The organism is Pleomorphomonas sp. JP5, assembly GCF_023721815.1.
Classification (GTDB): Bacteria; Pseudomonadota; Alphaproteobacteria; order Rhizobiales; family Pleomorphomonadaceae; genus Pleomorphomonas.
The window spans coordinates 180,231-196,789 of the sequence record NZ_JAMDLI010000002.1 but is presented as its reverse complement, the minus strand read 5'-3'; the positions used below and the strand labels follow the sequence as shown (position 1 = coordinate 196,789).

The 16,559-nt window shown below is 64.4% G+C and carries 17 protein-coding genes and 1 tRNA gene; 9 read left to right on the top strand and 9 right to left on the bottom strand.

Annotation, left to right across the window (positions count from 1 at the left end; translation table 11 throughout):
• Nucleotides 1–13 precede the first annotated feature (13 nt).
• From M4J40_RS02790 to M4J40_RS02765, 6 genes are all read right to left on the bottom strand, one after another.
• Nucleotides 14–1,285 (bottom strand): CpaE family protein, encoded by a 1,272-nt coding sequence (locus M4J40_RS02790; protein ID WP_251751934.1) that lies wholly within the window; start codon nucleotides 1,283–1,285, stop codon nucleotides 14–16.
• 13 nt (nucleotides 1,286–1,298) lie between these two features.
• Complete coding sequence (locus M4J40_RS02785; protein WP_251751932.1) at nucleotides 1,299–2,012, bottom strand: CpaD family pilus assembly protein; 714 nt, start codon at nucleotides 2,010–2,012, stop codon at nucleotides 1,299–1,301.
• 22 nt (nucleotides 2,013–2,034) lie between these two features.
• The gene (locus M4J40_RS02780) at nucleotides 2,035–3,420 is read right to left on the bottom strand and encodes a type II and III secretion system protein family protein (protein WP_251751930.1); all 1,386 of its coding nucleotides are present in this window, start codon (nucleotides 3,418–3,420) and stop codon (nucleotides 2,035–2,037) included.
• Between the two features lie 41 nt (nucleotides 3,421–3,461).
• Nucleotides 3,462–4,256: a Flp pilus assembly protein CpaB gene (gene cpaB, locus M4J40_RS02775; protein ID WP_251751928.1), complete on the bottom strand. Its 795-nt coding sequence runs from the start codon at nucleotides 4,254–4,256 to the stop codon at nucleotides 3,462–3,464.
• A 147-nt stretch (nucleotides 4,257–4,403) separates the two neighbouring features.
• On the bottom strand, nucleotides 4,404–4,916 hold the full coding sequence (locus M4J40_RS02770) for a prepilin peptidase (protein WP_251751926.1): 513 nt from the start codon (nucleotides 4,914–4,916) through the stop codon (nucleotides 4,404–4,406).
• Between the two features lie 215 nt (nucleotides 4,917–5,131).
• Nucleotides 5,132–5,326, bottom strand: coding sequence for a Flp family type IVb pilin (locus M4J40_RS02765; RefSeq protein WP_251751924.1), 195 nt, complete (start codon nucleotides 5,324–5,326; stop codon nucleotides 5,132–5,134).
• A 411-nt stretch (nucleotides 5,327–5,737) separates the two neighbouring features.
• Here M4J40_RS02765 and M4J40_RS02760 point away from each other — a divergent pair, with 411 nt between their 5' ends.
• The 4 genes from M4J40_RS02760 to M4J40_RS02745 all read left to right on the top strand — a co-directional run bounded on the left by M4J40_RS02760 (nucleotide 5,738) and on the right by M4J40_RS02745 (nucleotide 9,253).
• Nucleotides 5,738–6,268: a pilus assembly protein N-terminal domain-containing protein gene (locus M4J40_RS02760; protein ID WP_251751923.1), complete on the top strand. Its 531-nt coding sequence runs from the start codon at nucleotides 5,738–5,740 to the stop codon at nucleotides 6,266–6,268.
• 83 nt (nucleotides 6,269–6,351) lie between these two features.
• Entirely contained in the window at nucleotides 6,352–6,924 is a 573-nt protein-coding gene (locus M4J40_RS02755; RefSeq protein ID WP_251751921.1) for a TadE/TadG family type IV pilus assembly protein, read from the top strand.
• Nucleotides 6,918–7,496 carry a TadE/TadG family type IV pilus assembly protein gene (locus tag M4J40_RS02750; RefSeq protein WP_251751919.1) on the top strand — a complete coding sequence of 193 codons (579 nt, stop codon included), beginning with the start codon at nucleotides 6,918–6,920 and terminating at the stop codon, nucleotides 7,494–7,496. Before M4J40_RS02755 ends, M4J40_RS02750 begins: the two co-directional genes overlap by 7 nt.
• Nucleotides 7,497–7,624: 128 nt before the next feature.
• Entirely contained in the window at nucleotides 7,625–9,253 is a 1,629-nt protein-coding gene (locus M4J40_RS02745) for a hypothetical protein (protein WP_251751917.1), read from the top strand.
• Between the two features lie 83 nt (nucleotides 9,254–9,336).
• Here M4J40_RS02745 and M4J40_RS02740 read toward each other — a convergent pair whose 3' ends face one another.
• Nucleotides 9,337–9,846: a TIGR02281 family clan AA aspartic protease gene (locus M4J40_RS02740; protein WP_251751916.1), complete on the bottom strand. Its 510-nt coding sequence runs from the start codon at nucleotides 9,844–9,846 to the stop codon at nucleotides 9,337–9,339.
• A gap of 80 nt (nucleotides 9,847–9,926) precedes the next feature.
• Nucleotides 9,927–11,093: an amidohydrolase gene (locus M4J40_RS02735; RefSeq protein WP_251751914.1), complete on the bottom strand. Its 1,167-nt coding sequence runs from the start codon at nucleotides 11,091–11,093 to the stop codon at nucleotides 9,927–9,929.
• Nucleotides 11,094–11,279: 186 nt separating this feature from the next.
• Between M4J40_RS02735 and M4J40_RS02730 the strand changes: the two genes are divergently transcribed.
• Nucleotides 11,280–11,867 carry a CAP domain-containing protein gene (locus M4J40_RS02730; protein WP_251751912.1) on the top strand — a complete coding sequence of 196 codons (588 nt, stop codon included), beginning with the start codon at nucleotides 11,280–11,282 and terminating at the stop codon, nucleotides 11,865–11,867.
• A gap of 25 nt (nucleotides 11,868–11,892) precedes the next feature.
• On the opposite strand, the gene M4J40_RS02725 is transcribed toward M4J40_RS02730, so the two are convergent.
• A complete protein-coding gene (locus M4J40_RS02725; RefSeq protein ID WP_251751911.1) occupies nucleotides 11,893–12,423 on the bottom strand; it encodes a response regulator in 531 nt (176 codons plus the stop codon).
• Nucleotides 12,424–12,577: 154 nt separating this feature from the next.
• On the opposite strand from M4J40_RS02725, the gene M4J40_RS02720 reads away from it, so the two are divergent.
• The 4 genes from M4J40_RS02720 to M4J40_RS02705 all read left to right on the top strand — a co-directional run bounded on the left by M4J40_RS02720 (nucleotide 12,578) and on the right by M4J40_RS02705 (nucleotide 16,555).
• A tRNA-Leu gene (locus M4J40_RS02720) sits at nucleotides 12,578–12,663 on the top strand.
• A gap of 151 nt (nucleotides 12,664–12,814) precedes the next feature.
• A complete protein-coding gene (locus M4J40_RS02715) occupies nucleotides 12,815–13,582 on the top strand; it encodes a GntR family transcriptional regulator (protein ID WP_251751910.1) in 768 nt (255 codons plus the stop codon).
• Nucleotides 13,583–13,693: 111 nt separating this feature from the next.
• Nucleotides 13,694–15,217 carry a putative N-acetylmannosamine-6-phosphate 2-epimerase gene (locus M4J40_RS02710; protein ID WP_251751909.1) on the top strand — a complete coding sequence of 508 codons (1,524 nt, stop codon included), beginning with the start codon at nucleotides 13,694–13,696 and terminating at the stop codon, nucleotides 15,215–15,217.
• 18 nt (nucleotides 15,218–15,235) lie between these two features.
• Entirely contained in the window at nucleotides 15,236–16,555 is a 1,320-nt protein-coding gene (locus tag M4J40_RS02705) for an extracellular solute-binding protein (RefSeq protein WP_251751908.1), read from the top strand.
• The last annotated feature ends 4 nt before the right edge of the window (nucleotides 16,556–16,559 follow it).

Below are 16,559 nucleotides of genomic sequence, written 5' to 3'. Positions count from 1 at the left end.
CGCGTCCTGACCGTCAGTGCGCCTTGAGGCGCGGCAGACGGGCCAGCAGGGGACTGAGTGCAGACTTGCGGCCGCTGCGCACGGTGGAGCGGCCGGTCAGCCGCGCCGCGAGCGTTTCGAAGATCTGCGCGATCGGCGACCGTGCGCTGATCTCGGCGATCATCTGGCCGTTGTTGGTCGCCGTGCCGAACAGCGCGGCGTCGAATGGGATGATGGCGGCCGGATCGAGCTGCAGCGCCTTCTGGAAATCGGCGGGCTTGATCTCGGGACGCTTCGGCAGTCCCACCTGGTTGATGACGAGACGGGGCGCCTCATCGTTGGGCCGGGCGATCTTCAGCTGATCGATCAGATTCTTGGCGTTCCTGAGGGAGGCGAGGTCCGGCATGGCCGTGATCACGACTTCGTCGGCGGCCCCGAGAAGTCGGCGGATCCAGGCTGTCCAGACGTGCGGCAGGTCGAGGATGACGGCCGGAGCGCTGACGCGAGCGGCATCGACGATGGGTTCGAAGGCCATTTCGTCGTGGTCGAAGGAACGATCGAGTGTCGCCGGCGCAGCGAGCAGGCTGAGATTGTCGGCGCATTTGGCCAGCAGCCGGTCGAGGAAGACGTCATCGACCCGGTCGCCAGCGGTAAGCGCATCGGCCAGAGTTTGCGCCGGTTCCTGGTTGAAGTCGAGGCTGGCGGTGCCGAAAGGCAGATCGAGATCGGCCAGGACGACGCCCCCGTCGAAGCTCCGGGACAAGGCGAAGGCGACGTTGTGAGCCACGGTGGAGGAGCCCGAGCCGCCGCGCGCGCCGATGAAGGCGATGGTCCGCCCCACCGGCTTCACATCCGGGGCCAGGTAGATCTCGCCGATCTCGCGGATGACGTCATAAAGGTCGAAAGGGGCGACCATGTACTCGGATACGCCGCGACGCATCAGGTCGCGATAGAGGGCGACGTCGTTATGGTGGCCGATCAGCACGACCTTGGTCCCGGCATCGCAGACGGTGGCCAGTTGGTCCACTTGTTCGAGCACACGCTCCCGGCGCTCGCGCGTCTCCACGAACAACAGGTTGGGTGTCGGCGCCGCGGCATAGAAATCGAGAGCGGCGGCGACGCCGCCCTGATGCACCTTGACATGCGCCTTGGCCATGCGGCGATCGGCGGCTGCCTGCTCCAGGACGTCGGCGATCTCCGGCGTCTCGCAGAACGCCTGAATGGCGATGCGCGGCACCGGCTTCAGTCCGTCGGACTCGGCGGAGCGGCCGGAGGGGGGAGGAGCGAGCGGGTCGTCGGTGGTCATGGCCGTCGGATTCCTAGAAGGTCGAAGTCGGATAGGTAGCCGACGGGCTCGATCCCTTGGCTGCCTTCTGCAACATTTCCCAGCGCTGCCAGCCGCGCACCGGGGTCTCGGCTCGTGGCATCAGGAGGTCGTTCGGATTCTCCACCATGGCCGCGAGGTTGGCCTGGGTGGCGCAGCCGAATTCGGCGCCGTCGTCGCCCTTCTTCTGATTGTCGGGCATGATGTCGGTCGTCCAGCGGCCGCAGGGCGGGCTGACGGCCTTGATGCGGGTGAAGCCGAGCCGGATCGGCGCAGGAACGCGGGGATCGGCGACGGCGTAGGTCTGCGACCTCATGTAGGCCGGCGCGACGCCCGACTGCTTGAGCGTCGTGCGGATCTGGCGGGCGAGATAATCGGCGGCGGCCTGGTTGATCGAACCTGCCGGCGTCATCACGACGACCGGTCCGGTCGCGTTTCGCGCGGCGTCGGCGCCGAAGTCGGCCACGACCGCCCGAAGCTCGGGTGACAGGCCACCGGTACCGGTGCCGACCGGAATGTCCAGCGTCTGCGGCGCCTCTGTGACGGCGATCGGATAGGCGGAGCGATAACCGTCGACCGGCAAGCCGTCCGTCAGGGCCTGGCCTTTCTGGTTGCAGGCGGCCAAGGCGAGCATCAGGACGATCGCAGCCGGCCTCGCGGACCGGCGTAGCAGCCTTTCGTGGCGGATAAGGGACTTCATCGCCTGCATGGCACTCCTCCGATGCGCCGGCTCATTCATAGGAGAAGCCGTAGCGGCCCTGGTAGGAACCGGAAGCGGCGCCGTTGACGCGGTAGATGCGGTTGATCTGGTTCAGAAAATAGCTCTGGGCATCGGCCTGGAAGTTGAGGTTCTGGTCGGGCCGGGTGATCGCGGAAGGGGCGGTCGGCTTCACGAGATAGGGCGTCACGAAGACTACCAGTTCGGTCTGCTGGCGCTGATAGGCATCGCTCTTGAACAGCGCGCCGAGAATCGGCAGATCGGACAACCCCGGCGTGCCGTTGACGGTCTTGGAGATGTTGTCTCGCAACAGGCCGCCGATGGCGATGGCGCCACCCGACGGGACTTCGACCGTGGTCTCTGCGCCGCGCTTCTTGAGCGCGGGCACGGTGGAGCTGAGCGAGGTGTCGATGTCGCTCACCTCGGTATTGATGTTGAGGCTGATGCGCCCGGAGCTCAACACCACCGGCGTGAACTTCAGGATGACGCCATATTCCTTGAAGTTGACCGTGTTGCCATTGTCGCTGACGATCGTGTACGGGATCTCTCCGCCCACCACGACCTTGGCCGGCTGGCCGGAGATGGCTGTGACGTTCGGCTCGGCCAGTGTCCGCACCACGCCCTGCGTCTTCAGGGCGTTGATCATCATGGAAAAATGGTCCGTTCCGATGTTCACTGCCGAACTGGCGGTACCATTGGTAATGCCGAACAACTTGGTGGAGTTGGACGACAGTCCCGCCAGGTTGTAGGCGAGGTTGTTGGGGGAACTGGCGGCGGCAACGGCGCCTACCGTGCCGGCCATGTCGATACCGAGCTTGCGGACGGTATTCTTCTCCACCTCGGCGATGACCACGCGAAGATTGACCTGGTCGGAACCGGACACGTTGATCGAGTTGACGATCTTGTCGGTCGAGCCGACGAACTTGGCGGCGATGTTGGCCGCCGTCGCCGCCGCTTCCGGAGAGGTGACGGTGCCCGACAACACAAGTGAGTCGCCGAGCGACTGAGCCTTGATGTTCGAGCCGGGAATCACCTCTGCGAGCGTGCTTTCGAGGCCGACAGTGTCGCGACCGATGACCAGCTCGAAATGGGCGATCTGGCGGTTGCCGTCGCCAAACAGGAAGACATTGGCTTCGCCAACACTCATGCCGATCAGATAGATCTTCCGGTTGTTGCGGACGACCGCGTCGGCGACGGCGGGGTTGGAAACCAGGACGTCACGGATATCCTCGGGCAGGTCGATCACCATCGACTTGTTGAGACCGAGATTGACGACCCGCCCCTCGATTTCGGTCACCGAGCGAATGGCGGCGGGGTCGGCGGCGCGGGCCGGCGTATCCGCGAGACCGGCGACGAGAAGGCCCGCGAGAGGAAGAATCAGCGCTAGGCAGCGGTTCATGACCGGGTTTCCTGGAGTTGCAATCGGTCGTGGCTTCTGGATCATGGCGCTTGCTGGGCCGTGACGCGTGAGACGACGCCGAATTTCACGACGGCGATGCCCGTCGGCTTGCGTTGGCGCGAGGCGGGCTGGTTGGCATCGACGAGTGGACGCAGCGCCAGCGAGATCGAGCCGATCTGCTGAGCCTGGGTGACGAGTTCGGTCTGGTCGGGCGTGAGTTCAAGCGTCGCCGTGTTCTGCGCGACGATCGACGGCTGCTTGTCGTCGCCGGTCTGTTGCACCGACTGGTCGATCGCCAGCACCCTCACGTCGGTGAGGATGGTCTCGGCCACGGCCTCGTTTGCGTCCTTCTGGCGCACAAGCAGGATGTCGACGCGATCTTCCGGCAGGATGAAGCCACCGGCTGTCGATGCCGCGTTGACGCGAACCGCCACCGCTCGCATGCCCTCGGGCAGCACGGCGGACAGGAAGCCGCGATCCGACCGCACCAGCTTGGCCTTGCGGATGGGTTCTCCGGCGAGAATGGGGGTGCGCGCCAGCATGCCCTTGAGGTCGCTGACGGCGTCAGGTTCGCTCGCTCGCTGGATGTAGCCGTCGTTCAATCCATCCTTGGGCCAGGGCTTCCATACGAGACTGTCTGCTTCGACCCCCTTGCCGATTCCGATATCCTTGGCGGCAACGAGAACGTCCTCGAGATCGATCGGGGGGGCGACGGGCTGGGCTGCGACTTGCTGTGGCGCGACGGTGTCGCGGCTGCCGATCCGGGTCGCGATGAGGCCGGCGCCAGCGGCAGCGGCACCAGCGACGAGCAGAATGATCAATTGGATCGGGCGCATGATGTTGCCTCGTGACGCAGGACGACGAACGTTCCATTCGACGTCCGAGTACACGGGGTAACGCTGAATTTATGGTTAATAAGGTGTTTGAAATCGTCTCGGTTTGTTTCGGCGTTCAGGAATCGTCAGGAACTGGCTTTCTCGGCCTCACATGGAGGCGAAGACGGTGAACCAAAGGGTATCGGGGAAAACCATCAGTGCGGCAGCGGCGATCGCCACGCCGTAGGGAATGCCGGCCCCCTTCTCGTGCAGGCGCTGAGCCGGAGTCCAGCCAAGCATGAAACCGGGAAGCGGTAGGGATCGAAAGCTCAATATGGCGAGCGACAGCGCACCGCCGAACAAAGCGGTCAGGATCAGGAAAGGTAGAGCCTGTTCAATGCCCAGCCAGAGTGCGATGGCCGAGGCGAGCTTGGCGTCGCCTCCACCGAGATAGCCGAAGGCAAACAGGGCGAAGGTCCCGACGAGGAGACCGATGCCGACAACAACATGGAGGCCGATCGTCGGAAGTGGCAGACCGATCAGAAGCGCCAACGCAACAAAGACGATGGCGAGCGCTGCGGGAAAGCGATTTGGGATCTGCATGGTCAAGAGATCGTAGCAGGCGGCGACCGTGACCACGATGGGAAAGACGGCACTGAGGAGGGCGGCGACGATGTTCAAGGCGGTTGGTCTCCAGGGTGCCTTCCGGAAGGGTGCGGCGAGCGAGACTAGCCAAACAGGGTAAATGGCACCTGAACGGTAGCAACCTTCCTGGAATCGAAAGGGGAGGCCGTTCTGGCCTCCCCTTTGGGATCCCGGTACCCAAGGTGCGCGGTGAAAGCGTCGCCTCGGGCAGTCTAGCCGACGACCGTCCGGGTCGTCATGCCTCGAGCGACTTACTCGGCGGGAGTGGTGGTCGTGTTTGCCTCGTTGATCTTGGTAGAGATCTTGTTGAACGAGGTGCTGATGTTGGTGCCGAGCGTGGTGGCGGCGGTGATGATGGCGACGGCGATCAGCGAAGCGATCAGGCCGTATTCAATGGCAGTAGCGCCGGACTCGTCCTTGAGAAAACGCGAAACGAGAGCCTTCATTTGAGGTACTCCTAAGCTCACAAATCTGACAGCACAGGTTCGATGGTCTTATTTCGCCTGACCCGTCTGAACCGCGGTCAATCTAGACCGTGAGCTGTTTCCAGCGAGTTAAAGTGATCGTAGAAACTCGCCCCTATTGGCAGAAGTCGTCTGATGGTTAAAGTTAACTGAACTGCTGGGCAAGAAACTCTTCCTTTACCTTGTGCTGGAGGCTCACAAATACAGAGAAGGCCCAGAAAAGGTTGCTTTTCGCCACGCCGTGGGGGCTCGCGAAAAGCTCATTCTGAAACAGCCCGTTGTACCCCGCCGATCTGCTTCGGCCGCACAATGTGGGGAAGTGCGATAACGTTGGCGCTTTGTTTACCAACTTTCGGGATGATCGCGGTGAACAGATGGTTACCGGAGCGTCCCATGTCCTCAAGGCTCGTGCGTTCGGCTCTTCTCGCGGCCGCAGCGGTTGCAACGGTCAGTGCGCCCGTCGCCAGTCGCGCCGCCGACATGGTGAAGGTCGAACTCGACCAGGCCCGCATCTATCGCCTTGCCGCCCCGGCGAGCACGATCGTGATCGGCAATCCGGCGATCGCCGACGCGACGTTGCAGGATGCGCAGACGCTGATCGTCACGGGGCGCGCCTACGGCCAGACCAACCTCATCGTCCTGGACGAAGAGGGCGAGACCATCACCGACGTCCAGCTCGCCGTGCTCGCCGCGACGGAAAACCTGGTCACCGTCTACAAAGGGGCCAAGCGGCAATCCCTGACTTGCCTGCCGGACTGTCAGCCCGCCGTTGTTCCTGGTGACGATTCGAAGCATTTCGGCGGCATTCTGGGGCAGGTCGCCCAGCACAATGGCTCGGGCAGTGGCGCTCCGGCCACCACGGCGACGGGCGCCAGCGGGAGTTCCTCGGACGCTTCCGTTCCCGCCGCTCCGAACAGCCAATAGTTCACGATCGGTTAAACTGCTTGGTAAGGTGTTCGGGGGCACACTCCGCTCCTGCGAGCCTATTCGCAGCGGGAGAAGCCTCATTGCTTAGGATCTGGCCCCTCCATCGTACTCGCTTCACCGGTGCGGCCGGCGATGACGCGTCTCCGCGTGCGCGGCTCTTGTCCGATCGGCGCGGCGCGGTGGCCGTGGAGTTCGCCATCGTCTCGATTCCGTTCTTCCTGCTGCTGTTCGCCATTCTCGAAATGGCGCTGATGTTCTTCGTTGGGCAGATTCTCGACACGGCCACGGTGTCGGCCTCCCGCCTGATCCGAACGGGCGAGGCAAAGGCACTGCCGCTTTCCCAGGAGATGTTCAAGACCAAGGTCTGTGACGGCATGGTCAATCTCGTCGACTGCCAGACGCGTCTTTACGTCGATGTGCAGTCCTATTCGAGCTTCGCGTCCTACGCGCCAACCAGTCCGCTCGATGAGGACGGCAACATCACCACGACGAAGTATACCAACGGCAACAAGAACGAGATCATCGTGGTCCGCAGCTTTTACGCTTGGCCGGTCCTTTTCAACATGCTTGCGCGCACCAGTACGAGGCTGGCGAACGGCGACCAGTTGCTTGGCGCCGTTGTCGCCTTTCAGACGGAGCCCTTCCCATGGTAGCGCGGTTCGGGCGGCTTGGGCTGCGGCTTGTTCGGCGCTTCGCGGTGGAGCGGCGGGGTGTATCGGCGGTGGAGTTCGCTTTGATCCTGCCGCTGATGCTGATCATCTACGCCGGTTGTGGCGAGGTGACGACGGCGTTGATCGTCGATCGCAAGGTCAGCCGCGCCGCCAGCACCATATCCGATCTCGTCGCGCAGCAGACTTCCGTCAGCTCGGCGATGATGAACAGCATTTTCGATGCGACAACGGCCATTCTCGAGCCATACGACGCCTCTGAGGCAAAGGTCGTGCTGGTCGTCGTCGACATTACCGCGTCGGGGCAGAAGGTCGCCTGGTCGCAGGCGCGACACGACACCGCCGCGGCGGTCAATGTGGCGCCGCCCGCCGACCTCGCGGTTCCCAGTACCATTGCCACGGTCGGCGATGAGGTCGTTGTCGGGCAGGTTACCTATGCCTTCACCTCGCCCTTCGCCAACGTCATGAAGAGCATCACTGGCAATTCCGTCTACAATCTCAGGCATGTGTTCTACTTGAAGCCGCGCCAGGGAAACACGATCGCCTTCACGGGTTAGCCCCGAGCATCTTGTCGGGGCAGTCCTGTCCGGCATTGGCCGACGTTTGGCGGTTAACGAGCCGGCAACACGGGACTGGTAAGATCGAGACAGTGCGGTCCGGCGCTTTCCTCGAGAGAACTCATCCTGTGGCATCTGCGGCCTTCCACATATCCACGATCTTCAGGCCGTCGATACTTGCGTTCGGCGCGGTGTTTGCCGCCCTTCTCTCGATCACCAGCGTTGTGCGCGAGCACGATGATGAGCGCTACCTCGAACGACGCTATGCCGATGTTGGCAAGATCCTGTCGGCGGCCATCGATCCTCGTTTCCAAAGCAAGGCCGACGAGATCACCCGGGTCGCCGAGCGGTTGGTGGTGATTGGCGCTATCCGAGGCGGTGGGTTGTACGATGGCTCCGGGCACGAGCAGCAGGCGTTTGGCGAGCATATCGAGACGAGTTTCAATGCGGTCATGCGCACCGGGCGCACAGTGTTCCGCCCGGCAGGCAGCGCCAAGGCAGACTTCTATTATCCGCCCGAGTCTTCGCAGACGCCCTTTCATATCTTTCTGAGGGTCGACGTCGGGGAGATCACCAGCCTCGAAACCGTTCGAGACGAACGGGCGGTTACGATTGCGGTCGGAGGGGGCATGGCGGCGGCCGGCATCACCGAGCTGGTCATGATGATGATGGTGTGGTGGCCGCTGCGTCGGGTCCGTGCGGGCGTTGAGGCCATGCTGCATGACCCCGCCTCTGCCGATCGCGGCCAGCCGCTTCGGTCGTGGGGGGGCGAGGTCGGCAAGCTGACCTTTGCCTTCGAGTGTCTGCGTTCGATGCTCGCGGATGTTTGGCGGACGCGCGTCATGGTGGCCGACACCATCATCGAGTCTTCCCCCTTCGCCGTCTTGCAGGTCAATACCGATGGTCACCCCTTCTTCGGCAACCCGTCCTGCGCCCGCCTGTTCGGTCGTGACGTTCTGCGGACCAACGAGGTGTCTCCTCTGATGTTCCGCGACGTAACGAGCGGGGCGCGTCTCAGCCTGAAGGCCTACGTCGAGACCTACAAGAGCGGTATCCGGGCGGTGGAGTTCCCCACGCCGAACGGGCCGAAGCAGGCGCTGATGGCTTCGCTGGTGCTCGGCTCGGAAACGCGTGCCCCGGTCAACGTCCTCGTTGGCGTCGACATCAGCGCGATCTACGGCGCACGCGTCGCCGCGGAGGCCGCGCTCAAGTCCGGCGAGGAAGAGGTTATCCGGTCCACCGTGCGGGTCTTCGAATACAAGCAGATGCTGGAAGCCTGCCTAGCGTTGATGGGTGGAGGCAAAAAGGGGCGCGAGCACGTGCAGGCCGCAGACTTCGTGCGCGAATGGCTCGATGCTGCCAAGGAAGCCGGGGCCGTGCAGCACTTCGAGGTGGAAGGCGAAGATCCGGAGCTGGCGGGTGGCAAGGACAATCTGCGGTCCGTGGTGCGGTTTGCCGCCTTTGCCGCCTATTCGGAGCTTGGCACCTTGCCGGTCGACATGAAGGTCGACCTGAGGGGTATCGACTTCGAGACCGCAGGCCTACAGGTGCAAGTGCGCGCTGCCGCCGGTGCCAAGGGGGGCTGTGCCGCTGACAGCAATCTGGCATTCGCCGCCCTCAAGGCCGCCGTCGCACGCGTCGACGGTCAGCTCTCGGAGGTGGAGAAGGATGAGAGTGGTACCCTGATCCTGAGGGTCATTCTGCGCGGTGCGGCCGAGCGTATGCAGACGGCGATGAAGGCGAAGCCCGCCGAGTAGACATCCACCGCTTTCCCGCTCGATCGGCAGGAGCCCTGTCGCCCGGCGCCCTGAGTTCTGACCGGGGCATGCTGGCGAGCCTCTTACTGGCTGAGGACAAGCCGTCCGTTTTCGATGGAGAAGGACTTGAGGCGGCTGAGGAAACTCATTCCCAGCAAGTTGGTGGCGAGCTGTTCGTCGGACAGGACGAAGGCCTCGACATCGGTCACCCTGATGTCGCCGACCTCGACCTCGCGCAGGCGGACGCGCGCGGCCTCGGCCACGCCTCCGGCGGTTGAGACCTTTGCCGTGTAGTCGCCGGGCAGGACGATCAGTCCGGCGGTCCGGGCGTCGGAGGCGCGCAGCGCCACCAGCGTCGCGCCGGTGTCGGCCAGCATGGAGAGCGGCCGGCCGTTGACGCGGCCGGTGAAGACAAAGTGGCCACGGCCGTCGGCAGCGATTTCGACCCTGCCAAAGGGGAGGGCCGATTTCGGCTTGACCGTCGGCGCGGGTGTGTCTTTGGCTTCGGGCAGAGCGGCGAATCGCTGAAGCTCCGGGGCGAAGAAGCCGATCACCACCGTTGCAGCCAGTACCAACCACAAGAGACGGAGCATTGTGTCCTCCGGGCAGCCCGCATCGGCTGCTCGGGCAGCCTAGAAGGCGACTGTTCCCAAAGCCTTAAACCCTGGAGAAGTCACGTCGCAGCGGCGAGGCTCGCCTTGGCCAAGGCCGCCCAGACGGCGGCGCCTGGGGCAATGGCGTCGTCAGCGAAATCGTAGGCGGGGTGGTGAAGACCGGCCGAGGGACCATTGCCCATGAAGAAGTAGGCGCCGGGTACGCGCTCCAGATAGTAGGAGAAATCCTCGGCGGCCATCAACGGCGCTGCGGTCCGGTTGATCGCCTTGCTGCCGAACAGGCCTTCGACGACATCGCCAACTCGTGCCGCTGGCTCGAGGTGGTTCACGGTGACTGGATAGCCGCGCTCGTAGGCAACCTGCGCTTCGGCCCCGAACGTCGAAGCCACGGCCATTGCGATACGGCCGACCGACGTTTCAAGGTCGGCGCGAACCTTCTCGTCAAGCGCTCGAACCGTACCCGACAGGCGAGCGGCCTGCGGAATGACGTTGTCGGTGTTGCCGGCATGAAAGGTGGTCACCGAGACGACGCCCGATGCAAGTGGATCAGTGTTGCGCGCGACGATCGACTGAAGGGCGGTGACCATCTGGGCGCCCACCAGAATGGGGTCGATCGTTTCGTGTGGGCGGGCGGCGTGTCCGCCTCGGCCGAGGATGTCGATGTAGAAGCGGTCGGTAGAGGCCATGATGGCGCCGGGGCGTACGGCAAAGCGCCCGACCGGCAGCCCCGGCAGATTGTGGATTCCGTAGATCTCGTCCACCGGGAACCTTTGGAACAGCCCATCCTCGATCATTGCCCGGGCTCCGGCGCCGCCTTCTTCGGCCGGCTGGAACACGAAAACGACGGTGCCGGAAAAATCGCGGTCGTCCGCAAGATGGCGGGCGGCGGCGAGGAGCGTCGCCGTGTGGCCATCGTGGCCGCAGGCGTGCATGGCTCCGGGTGTTTCGGATGCCCAGGGCGCGCCGGTGATCTCGTCGATGGGCAAGGCGTCCATATCTGCGCGCAGGGCCACGGCGCGTGTGCCCGGCCGCCCCCGGAGCACGCCGACGACACCGCTGCCCCCGACGCCTCTCGCCACTTCGTCGAACCCGAAAGCGTCGAGCTTTGTGGCAACGAAGGCGGAGGTTTCGTCAAGGGCGTATAGCAGTTCGGGACGACGATGCAGATCGCGGCGCCAGAGCACGGCTTCCCCGGCGACGGCGGCGATCTCTTCAAGGGCGGACAAGGCTGACCTCTCTACGGACAATTGCGGAGAAGATTCAGCCTAGCATGCCGGCGGCGGCGAAGGCGAGGGACAATCGCCGCGGCTCGACAATCGTGGACTTCGCCGAAATTTAACCACCCATTCGTGTTCTTGGTGGCAGATCCACCCGCCGATCGGTTTGCCGATCGAGCCATCATGGAGATTCCCGTGTCCGGACGCGCCTTCGCCCTCCTGCCGCTTTGCGCGGCCCTGTTTCTCGCTGCCTGCCAGAGTGCGCCGCCGCCGTCGGCCAAGCCGGTCTTTTACCAGGATCTCGCCTCGCCGACCGCTCGGGTCGACGAGAACAAGGCGCTGTCCATGCTCAACCAGTATCGCGCGCAATCGGGCATCGCCCCCCTGACGCTTGATCCACGCCTCAACCGCATCGCCGAGGATTATGCGCGCAAGATGGCGGCGGCCGACAAGATGGGGCACGACGTCGACGGTCATTCCCTGCTCGGGACCCGCCTCAAGGGCTATGGCTATCCCTTCTCCAACGCCGGAGAGAATGTCGCGGCTGGCTATCACACGTTGGCGGAGGCGTTCTCGGGGTGGCGGCAATCGCCGCCGCATGATCGTGGCATGAAGGATCCTGAGATGACCCTGATGGGCATTGCCACGGCCTACAACCCCAACTCCAAGTACAAGGTCTTCTGGTGCCTGATCCTTGCCCACCCGCCAGTCGTCACCGCCGGGGGCACTCTGATGGGCGCCACGAGCGGCTTTGCGCCGTCGGCCGGCTTGACGATCAGGTGATGAGAAAAGGCGGCGCCGAGGGGGCTCAGGCCTCGGCGGCGCCGCTTCCCTTGCCCGAGAAGGCCGTGGCGAGTGCCGCGTAGAGTTCGCGCGGCGTGAAGGGCTTGCGCAGCGTCGCGGTGGCGCGAAGTTCGGTCGGTATGCGCACCGAGGCGCTGATCATGACGACCGGCGGCAGTTCGCCCGAGAAGCGCGCCTCAAGGGCGTCGAGAACGTCGGCGGCTGTCTCCGAGCGCAACGTCCAGTCGACGATCACGACATCCGGCCGGCAGGTGCTGACGACGGCTTGCGCCTCGGCGCTGCCGCCGGCTTCGTACACATCGACCTCGAAGGACTCGAGGATGCTCGCGATCAGCATGCGCGCTATCGGACTGTCGTCGACGACGAGAGCCACCGGACGGATTTCGTCCGCCGTCGGATCGTCGCTTTCGCCGACGATCGACTGGGTCACGACACGCCGTCCCATGAGGTGCCCGACGATACGGCGGCCGCCCAGGATCGCCTGGGCGCCGCCGGGAGCGGCGGACGGAGAGGCTGGAGGCTGACGCATGGGCATGATCGGATTCCTGGCAAGTGACATGACAACTGTAAGCGCCGGACCTTTCCGCCTTGTTAAGCACGGCGCTTAGCCTGCAAAGCTCTCTTGGAGGCGAACTTTTTCCTGTCGCCCGTTGACGGCTGGTTGCCGACCGCTATATTCCGCCTCCGTTGCCCCAGTGGCGAAATGGTAGACGCGGCAGACTCAAAATCTGTTGTTCGCGAGAACGTGCTGGTTCGAGTCCGGCCTGGGGCACCATTTTCCATCCTTTGCGCGTTTCCGGATCGTGCCGGGAGCCCGTGGCGATTGTTGGGCGGCAACGTGCCGCCACCATGACCTCTCGCCGTGTTTCTCTTTCGGACCCGACCTGATACATCGGACGCACAACTCACGATCGTTCCGCAGGCCAATGTCCGACTTCGTGCTCAGCCAAACGTCCCTCATCCAGTTTCTTCGCGGTGCTCTCGATCGGCATTCGAGCGGTGTCATCTATCGTGACCTCGCGGCGGCGCTTCGGCAGGCGATCACCGAAGGCGTACTCGAGACCGGCGACGTTCTTCCCGGGGAGCGGGACTTCGCGGAGGCGATCGACGTCTCCCGCACGTCGGTGCGAAAGGCCATCGAGGCGCTGGTCGGCGACGGCGTGCTGATTCGCCGCCACGGCGCGCGCACTGCCGTGGCGGAACGGGTCGAAAAGCCGCTGTCGGCGCTCACTTCCTTTTCCGAGGACATGCGCTCGCGCGGCATTGAACCGGGGATGATGTGGATCAGCCGGGAAGTCGGCCCGGCGTCGCCGGCCGAGATCATGGCGCTGCACCTGTCGGTCGGCGCGCGCGTATGCCGCTTGAAGCGTCTGCGTACCGGCGATGGCATGCCGATGGCCATCGAACACGCCGTGGTGCCGGCCGACGTGCTGGACGATCCGGAAGTGGTTACCGGCTCGCTTTACGACGTGCTCGCCGAGCGGAACCGCCGACCCGTCAGGGCCTTGCAGCGGCTTCGGGCCGCCGTTGCCGGTATCGAGGACGGGCGCCTGCTTCACCTGGAGATCGGCGCGCCGTTGCTGGTTGCGGAACGTCGCTGCTTCACCGCCGACGGTACGCCCGTGGAGTTCACGCGCACCTACTATTGCGGCGAGCGCTATGACTTTTTGGTTGAGCTGCGCGCTCAAGATTGAATGTGATCACTATGATACCAGTTGAGCAAATTATAGGCCTTTAGTCCAAACTGGTTGCTGACTGGTTCTTCCGCTGCTACCACTAAGCCAGTGAACAGCAGCGAGGAAACCGTGTCCGACTGCCTCCAGCGCTTTGCCTCATCGCTCGTCGTTTCCTGTCAGCCGGTGCCGGAAGGGCCGCTCGATCATCCCGATCAGGTGGTCGGTTTTGCGCTGGCGGCTCTGGCCTCGGGTGGTCGCGGGCTTCGTATCGAGGGCATCGCCAACCTGCGGGCGGTGCGGGCGGCAACCGATGCGCCGATCATCGGCCTCATCAAGCGCGACCTCGATAGCTCGCCGGTGCGCATCACGCCTTTCCTTGAAGACGTCATTGCGCTGGCGGATGCCGGTGCCGATATCATCGCCTTCGATGCGACCGATCGCGTCCGGCCGGTGCCCGTCGCCGACCTTTGCGAGGCGGTCCATTCCCGCGGCAAGCTTGCGATGGCCGACATCTCGACCATCGAAGAGGCGAGGGCGGCGGTGGCGCTCGGTGTCGATGTGGTTGGCACCACCATGTCCGGCTATACCGGCGGCCCGGAACCGTCTGAACCCGATTTTCCGTTGCTCGCCGCCGCCGTTCGTCTCGGGCGGCCCGTGATCGCCGAGGGACGTATCCGCGTGCCGGAGCAGGCGGCGGAGGCGATCCGGCTCGGCGCCCACGGCGTCGTCGTCGGTTCGGCCATCACCCGTCCCGAGCACATCACGCGCTGGTTTGCCGATGCCATCGGCATGGCCCGCGCGGCTGCCACCCAACCGGCTTTGGCTTTCGATCTCGGTGGCACCAAGACGCTGGTGGCGCTGGTCGACGGCGATCGCGTCATCGAGGCGCGTGAGCGAAGCACCGACAGGCAGGTCGATCCGGATGACTGGTGCAACGCCATCGCCGAGCTGGCGGCCCCCTGGCAGGGTCGATATGGCGCGGTGGGCGGCGCGGTGACCGGTGTTGTGCATGGTGGCCGCTGGTCGGCGCTCAATCCCGGTACGCTGCCGGTTTCGGCGAACTATCCGTTGGCGGATGCTCTGGCGAGCCGTCTCGACAAGCCGGTGGTGCTCCACAACGATGCGCAGGCGGCCGCCTGGGGCGAGTATCGCTTCGGTGCCGGCGCCGGCCGTGATCTTGTGTTCGTCACCGTCTCCACGGGGATCGGTGGCGGCGCCGTCATCGGCGGGCGCTTGCTCGTCGGTCGCGGTGGTGTCGCCGGCTCGGTCGGCTTCACTCATGAGACGACCGGGGTTCCGCTCGAAACGCTTGCGAGCGGCAGCTTTCTGGCCGATGCAGCCGCGGCGCTCGGCCATTCGGTCGACGCGCCGGCCGTCTTTGCTGCGGCGGCGCGTGGCGAGGCCTGGGCGTCCGCCGTCGTCGACCGCTCCATCGACGTGGTCGCTCGGCTTCTCGAAAACCTGCAACTGCTGTTCGATCCGGCCGTCATGGTCGTTGGCGGCGGCGTTGGCCTGGCCGACGGCTACCGCGCGCGCCTCGAAGCGCGGCTGGCGCATTTGCCGCCACATCTGAAGCCCGAGATCCGCGCCGCGGCTCTCGGAAAATCCGCTGGCGTGATCGGCGCCGCCGATCTCGCCCGTCGCACATTATAGAATCCAAGGGGACACAAAATGACGCGACTGAAAACCCTGCTGACCAGTGCCGCCCTGTTCGCGGCGTTGGGTGTGACCGGAGCCATGGCCGAGGTAACCGTTCTCGGCTGGCCGGGAGGACCTGAGGAGGCCGGCCTTCGCAAGGCGGCGGACGCCTATAACGCCACCGCTGCCGACGCCGATAAGGTGAAGCTGATCTTCTTCAATCGTGACGGCTTCTTCGACAAGCTGGCCGCCGATCTCGCCGCCGGCTCGACCGACTTCGACGTCAACCTTCTCGCCACATACGCGCTCGGTCGCTATGCGCCGTTCATGGATCCGATCACGCTGCCGGACGCTTCCAAGGCGACCTTCCCCGAGAAGGTGCTGGCGACCATGCAGTATGACGGCAAGCAGTACGGCATACCGACCGACCTGTCGTTGCACTTCATGTACTATCGCACCGACCTCATCGAGAAGCTGCTGTCCGACGCCGACTGGAAGGCGAAGTATGGCGAGATCTCCGAGAAGTATCTCGGCAAGAAGCTCGAGCCCAAGGACCCGGATGCGTGGACCTGGGAAGACTGGATGGCGACGGCGCTGTTCTTCACCAAGTCGATCAACTCTGATAGCCCCACCCGCTACGGCACGGTTCTCCAGATGAAGAACCTGCTCTTCAACATGATGGTTTGGCACTCGGTGGCGCGCGCCCAGGGTGGCGACTGGATGAATGACAAGGGCGAGATCGTCGTCGACAGCCCGGCCTATCGTACGGCGCTCGAAATCTACAAGAAGCTTTACGACGCGGGTACCTCGCCCAAGGACTCCACCACGTACGAGTTCGCCGAATCCAATGCCGCCTTCGGAGCCGGCCAGGTGGCCACGATGGTGCAGTGGAATGCCGCTTTCGGCGATCTCGACAACAAGGAAAAGACGCCTGCGGTCGCCGGCAAGATCGGCACCGTTGCCCCGCCAACCGGTCCGGCAGGGCGATTCACCCATATTCACGGCCTCGGTCTCGGCATCAACAAGGCGTCCAAGAACAAGGAAGGCGCCGTCAGGTTCCTGAACTGGCTTGGCACGCCCGATGCCATGGAGATCTATGCCAAGGCTGGCGGTTCTCCGGCGCTCAGCGACGCGGTGGTGGCCAAGGTCAGCGCCGAACGACCCGACCTCGTCAAGCTCGGCCAGTTCGCCGGCGCCTACGGCTTCGTCATGCATGGCGGCACGGCGGCCAAGGCGTTGCAGGTCTACGAGTTGCAGGCCAAGGAGTTCACCGCCTACTGGGCCGGCGACAAGTCGCTCGACGAAGCGCTCGCTGCGACCAAGGCGGGCATGGCCGACCTCCTGAAGCCCTGATCGC

Coding starts and splice junctions, on each gene's coding strand:
- M4J40_RS02750 (WP_251751919.1), top strand. CDS start 6,918: ATGGTAGCGCGGTTCGGGCGGCTTGGGCTGCGGCTTGTTCGGCGCTTC.
- M4J40_RS02725 (WP_251751911.1), bottom strand. CDS start 12,423: ATGCCCATGCGTCAGCCTCCAGCCTCTCCGTCCGCCGCTCCCGGCGGC.
- M4J40_RS02760 (WP_251751923.1), top strand. CDS start 5,738: ATGTCCTCAAGGCTCGTGCGTTCGGCTCTTCTCGCGGCCGCAGCGGTT.
- M4J40_RS02780 (WP_251751930.1), bottom strand. CDS start 3,420: ATGAACCGCTGCCTAGCGCTGATTCTTCCTCTCGCGGGCCTTCTCGTC.
- M4J40_RS02790 (WP_251751934.1), bottom strand. CDS start 1,285: ATGACCACCGACGACCCGCTCGCTCCTCCCCCCTCCGGCCGCTCCGCC.
- M4J40_RS02705 (WP_251751908.1), top strand. CDS start 15,236: ATGACGCGACTGAAAACCCTGCTGACCAGTGCCGCCCTGTTCGCGGCG.
- cpaB (WP_251751928.1), bottom strand. CDS start 4,256: ATGCGCCCGATCCAATTGATCATTCTGCTCGTCGCTGGTGCCGCTGCC.
- M4J40_RS02785 (WP_251751932.1), bottom strand. CDS start 2,012: ATGCAGGCGATGAAGTCCCTTATCCGCCACGAAAGGCTGCTACGCCGG.
- M4J40_RS02740 (WP_251751916.1), bottom strand. CDS start 9,846: ATGCTCCGTCTCTTGTGGTTGGTACTGGCTGCAACGGTGGTGATCGGC.
- M4J40_RS02715 (WP_251751910.1), top strand. CDS start 12,815: ATGTCCGACTTCGTGCTCAGCCAAACGTCCCTCATCCAGTTTCTTCGC.
- M4J40_RS02765 (WP_251751924.1), bottom strand. CDS start 5,326: ATGAAGGCTCTCGTTTCGCGTTTTCTCAAGGACGAGTCCGGCGCTACT.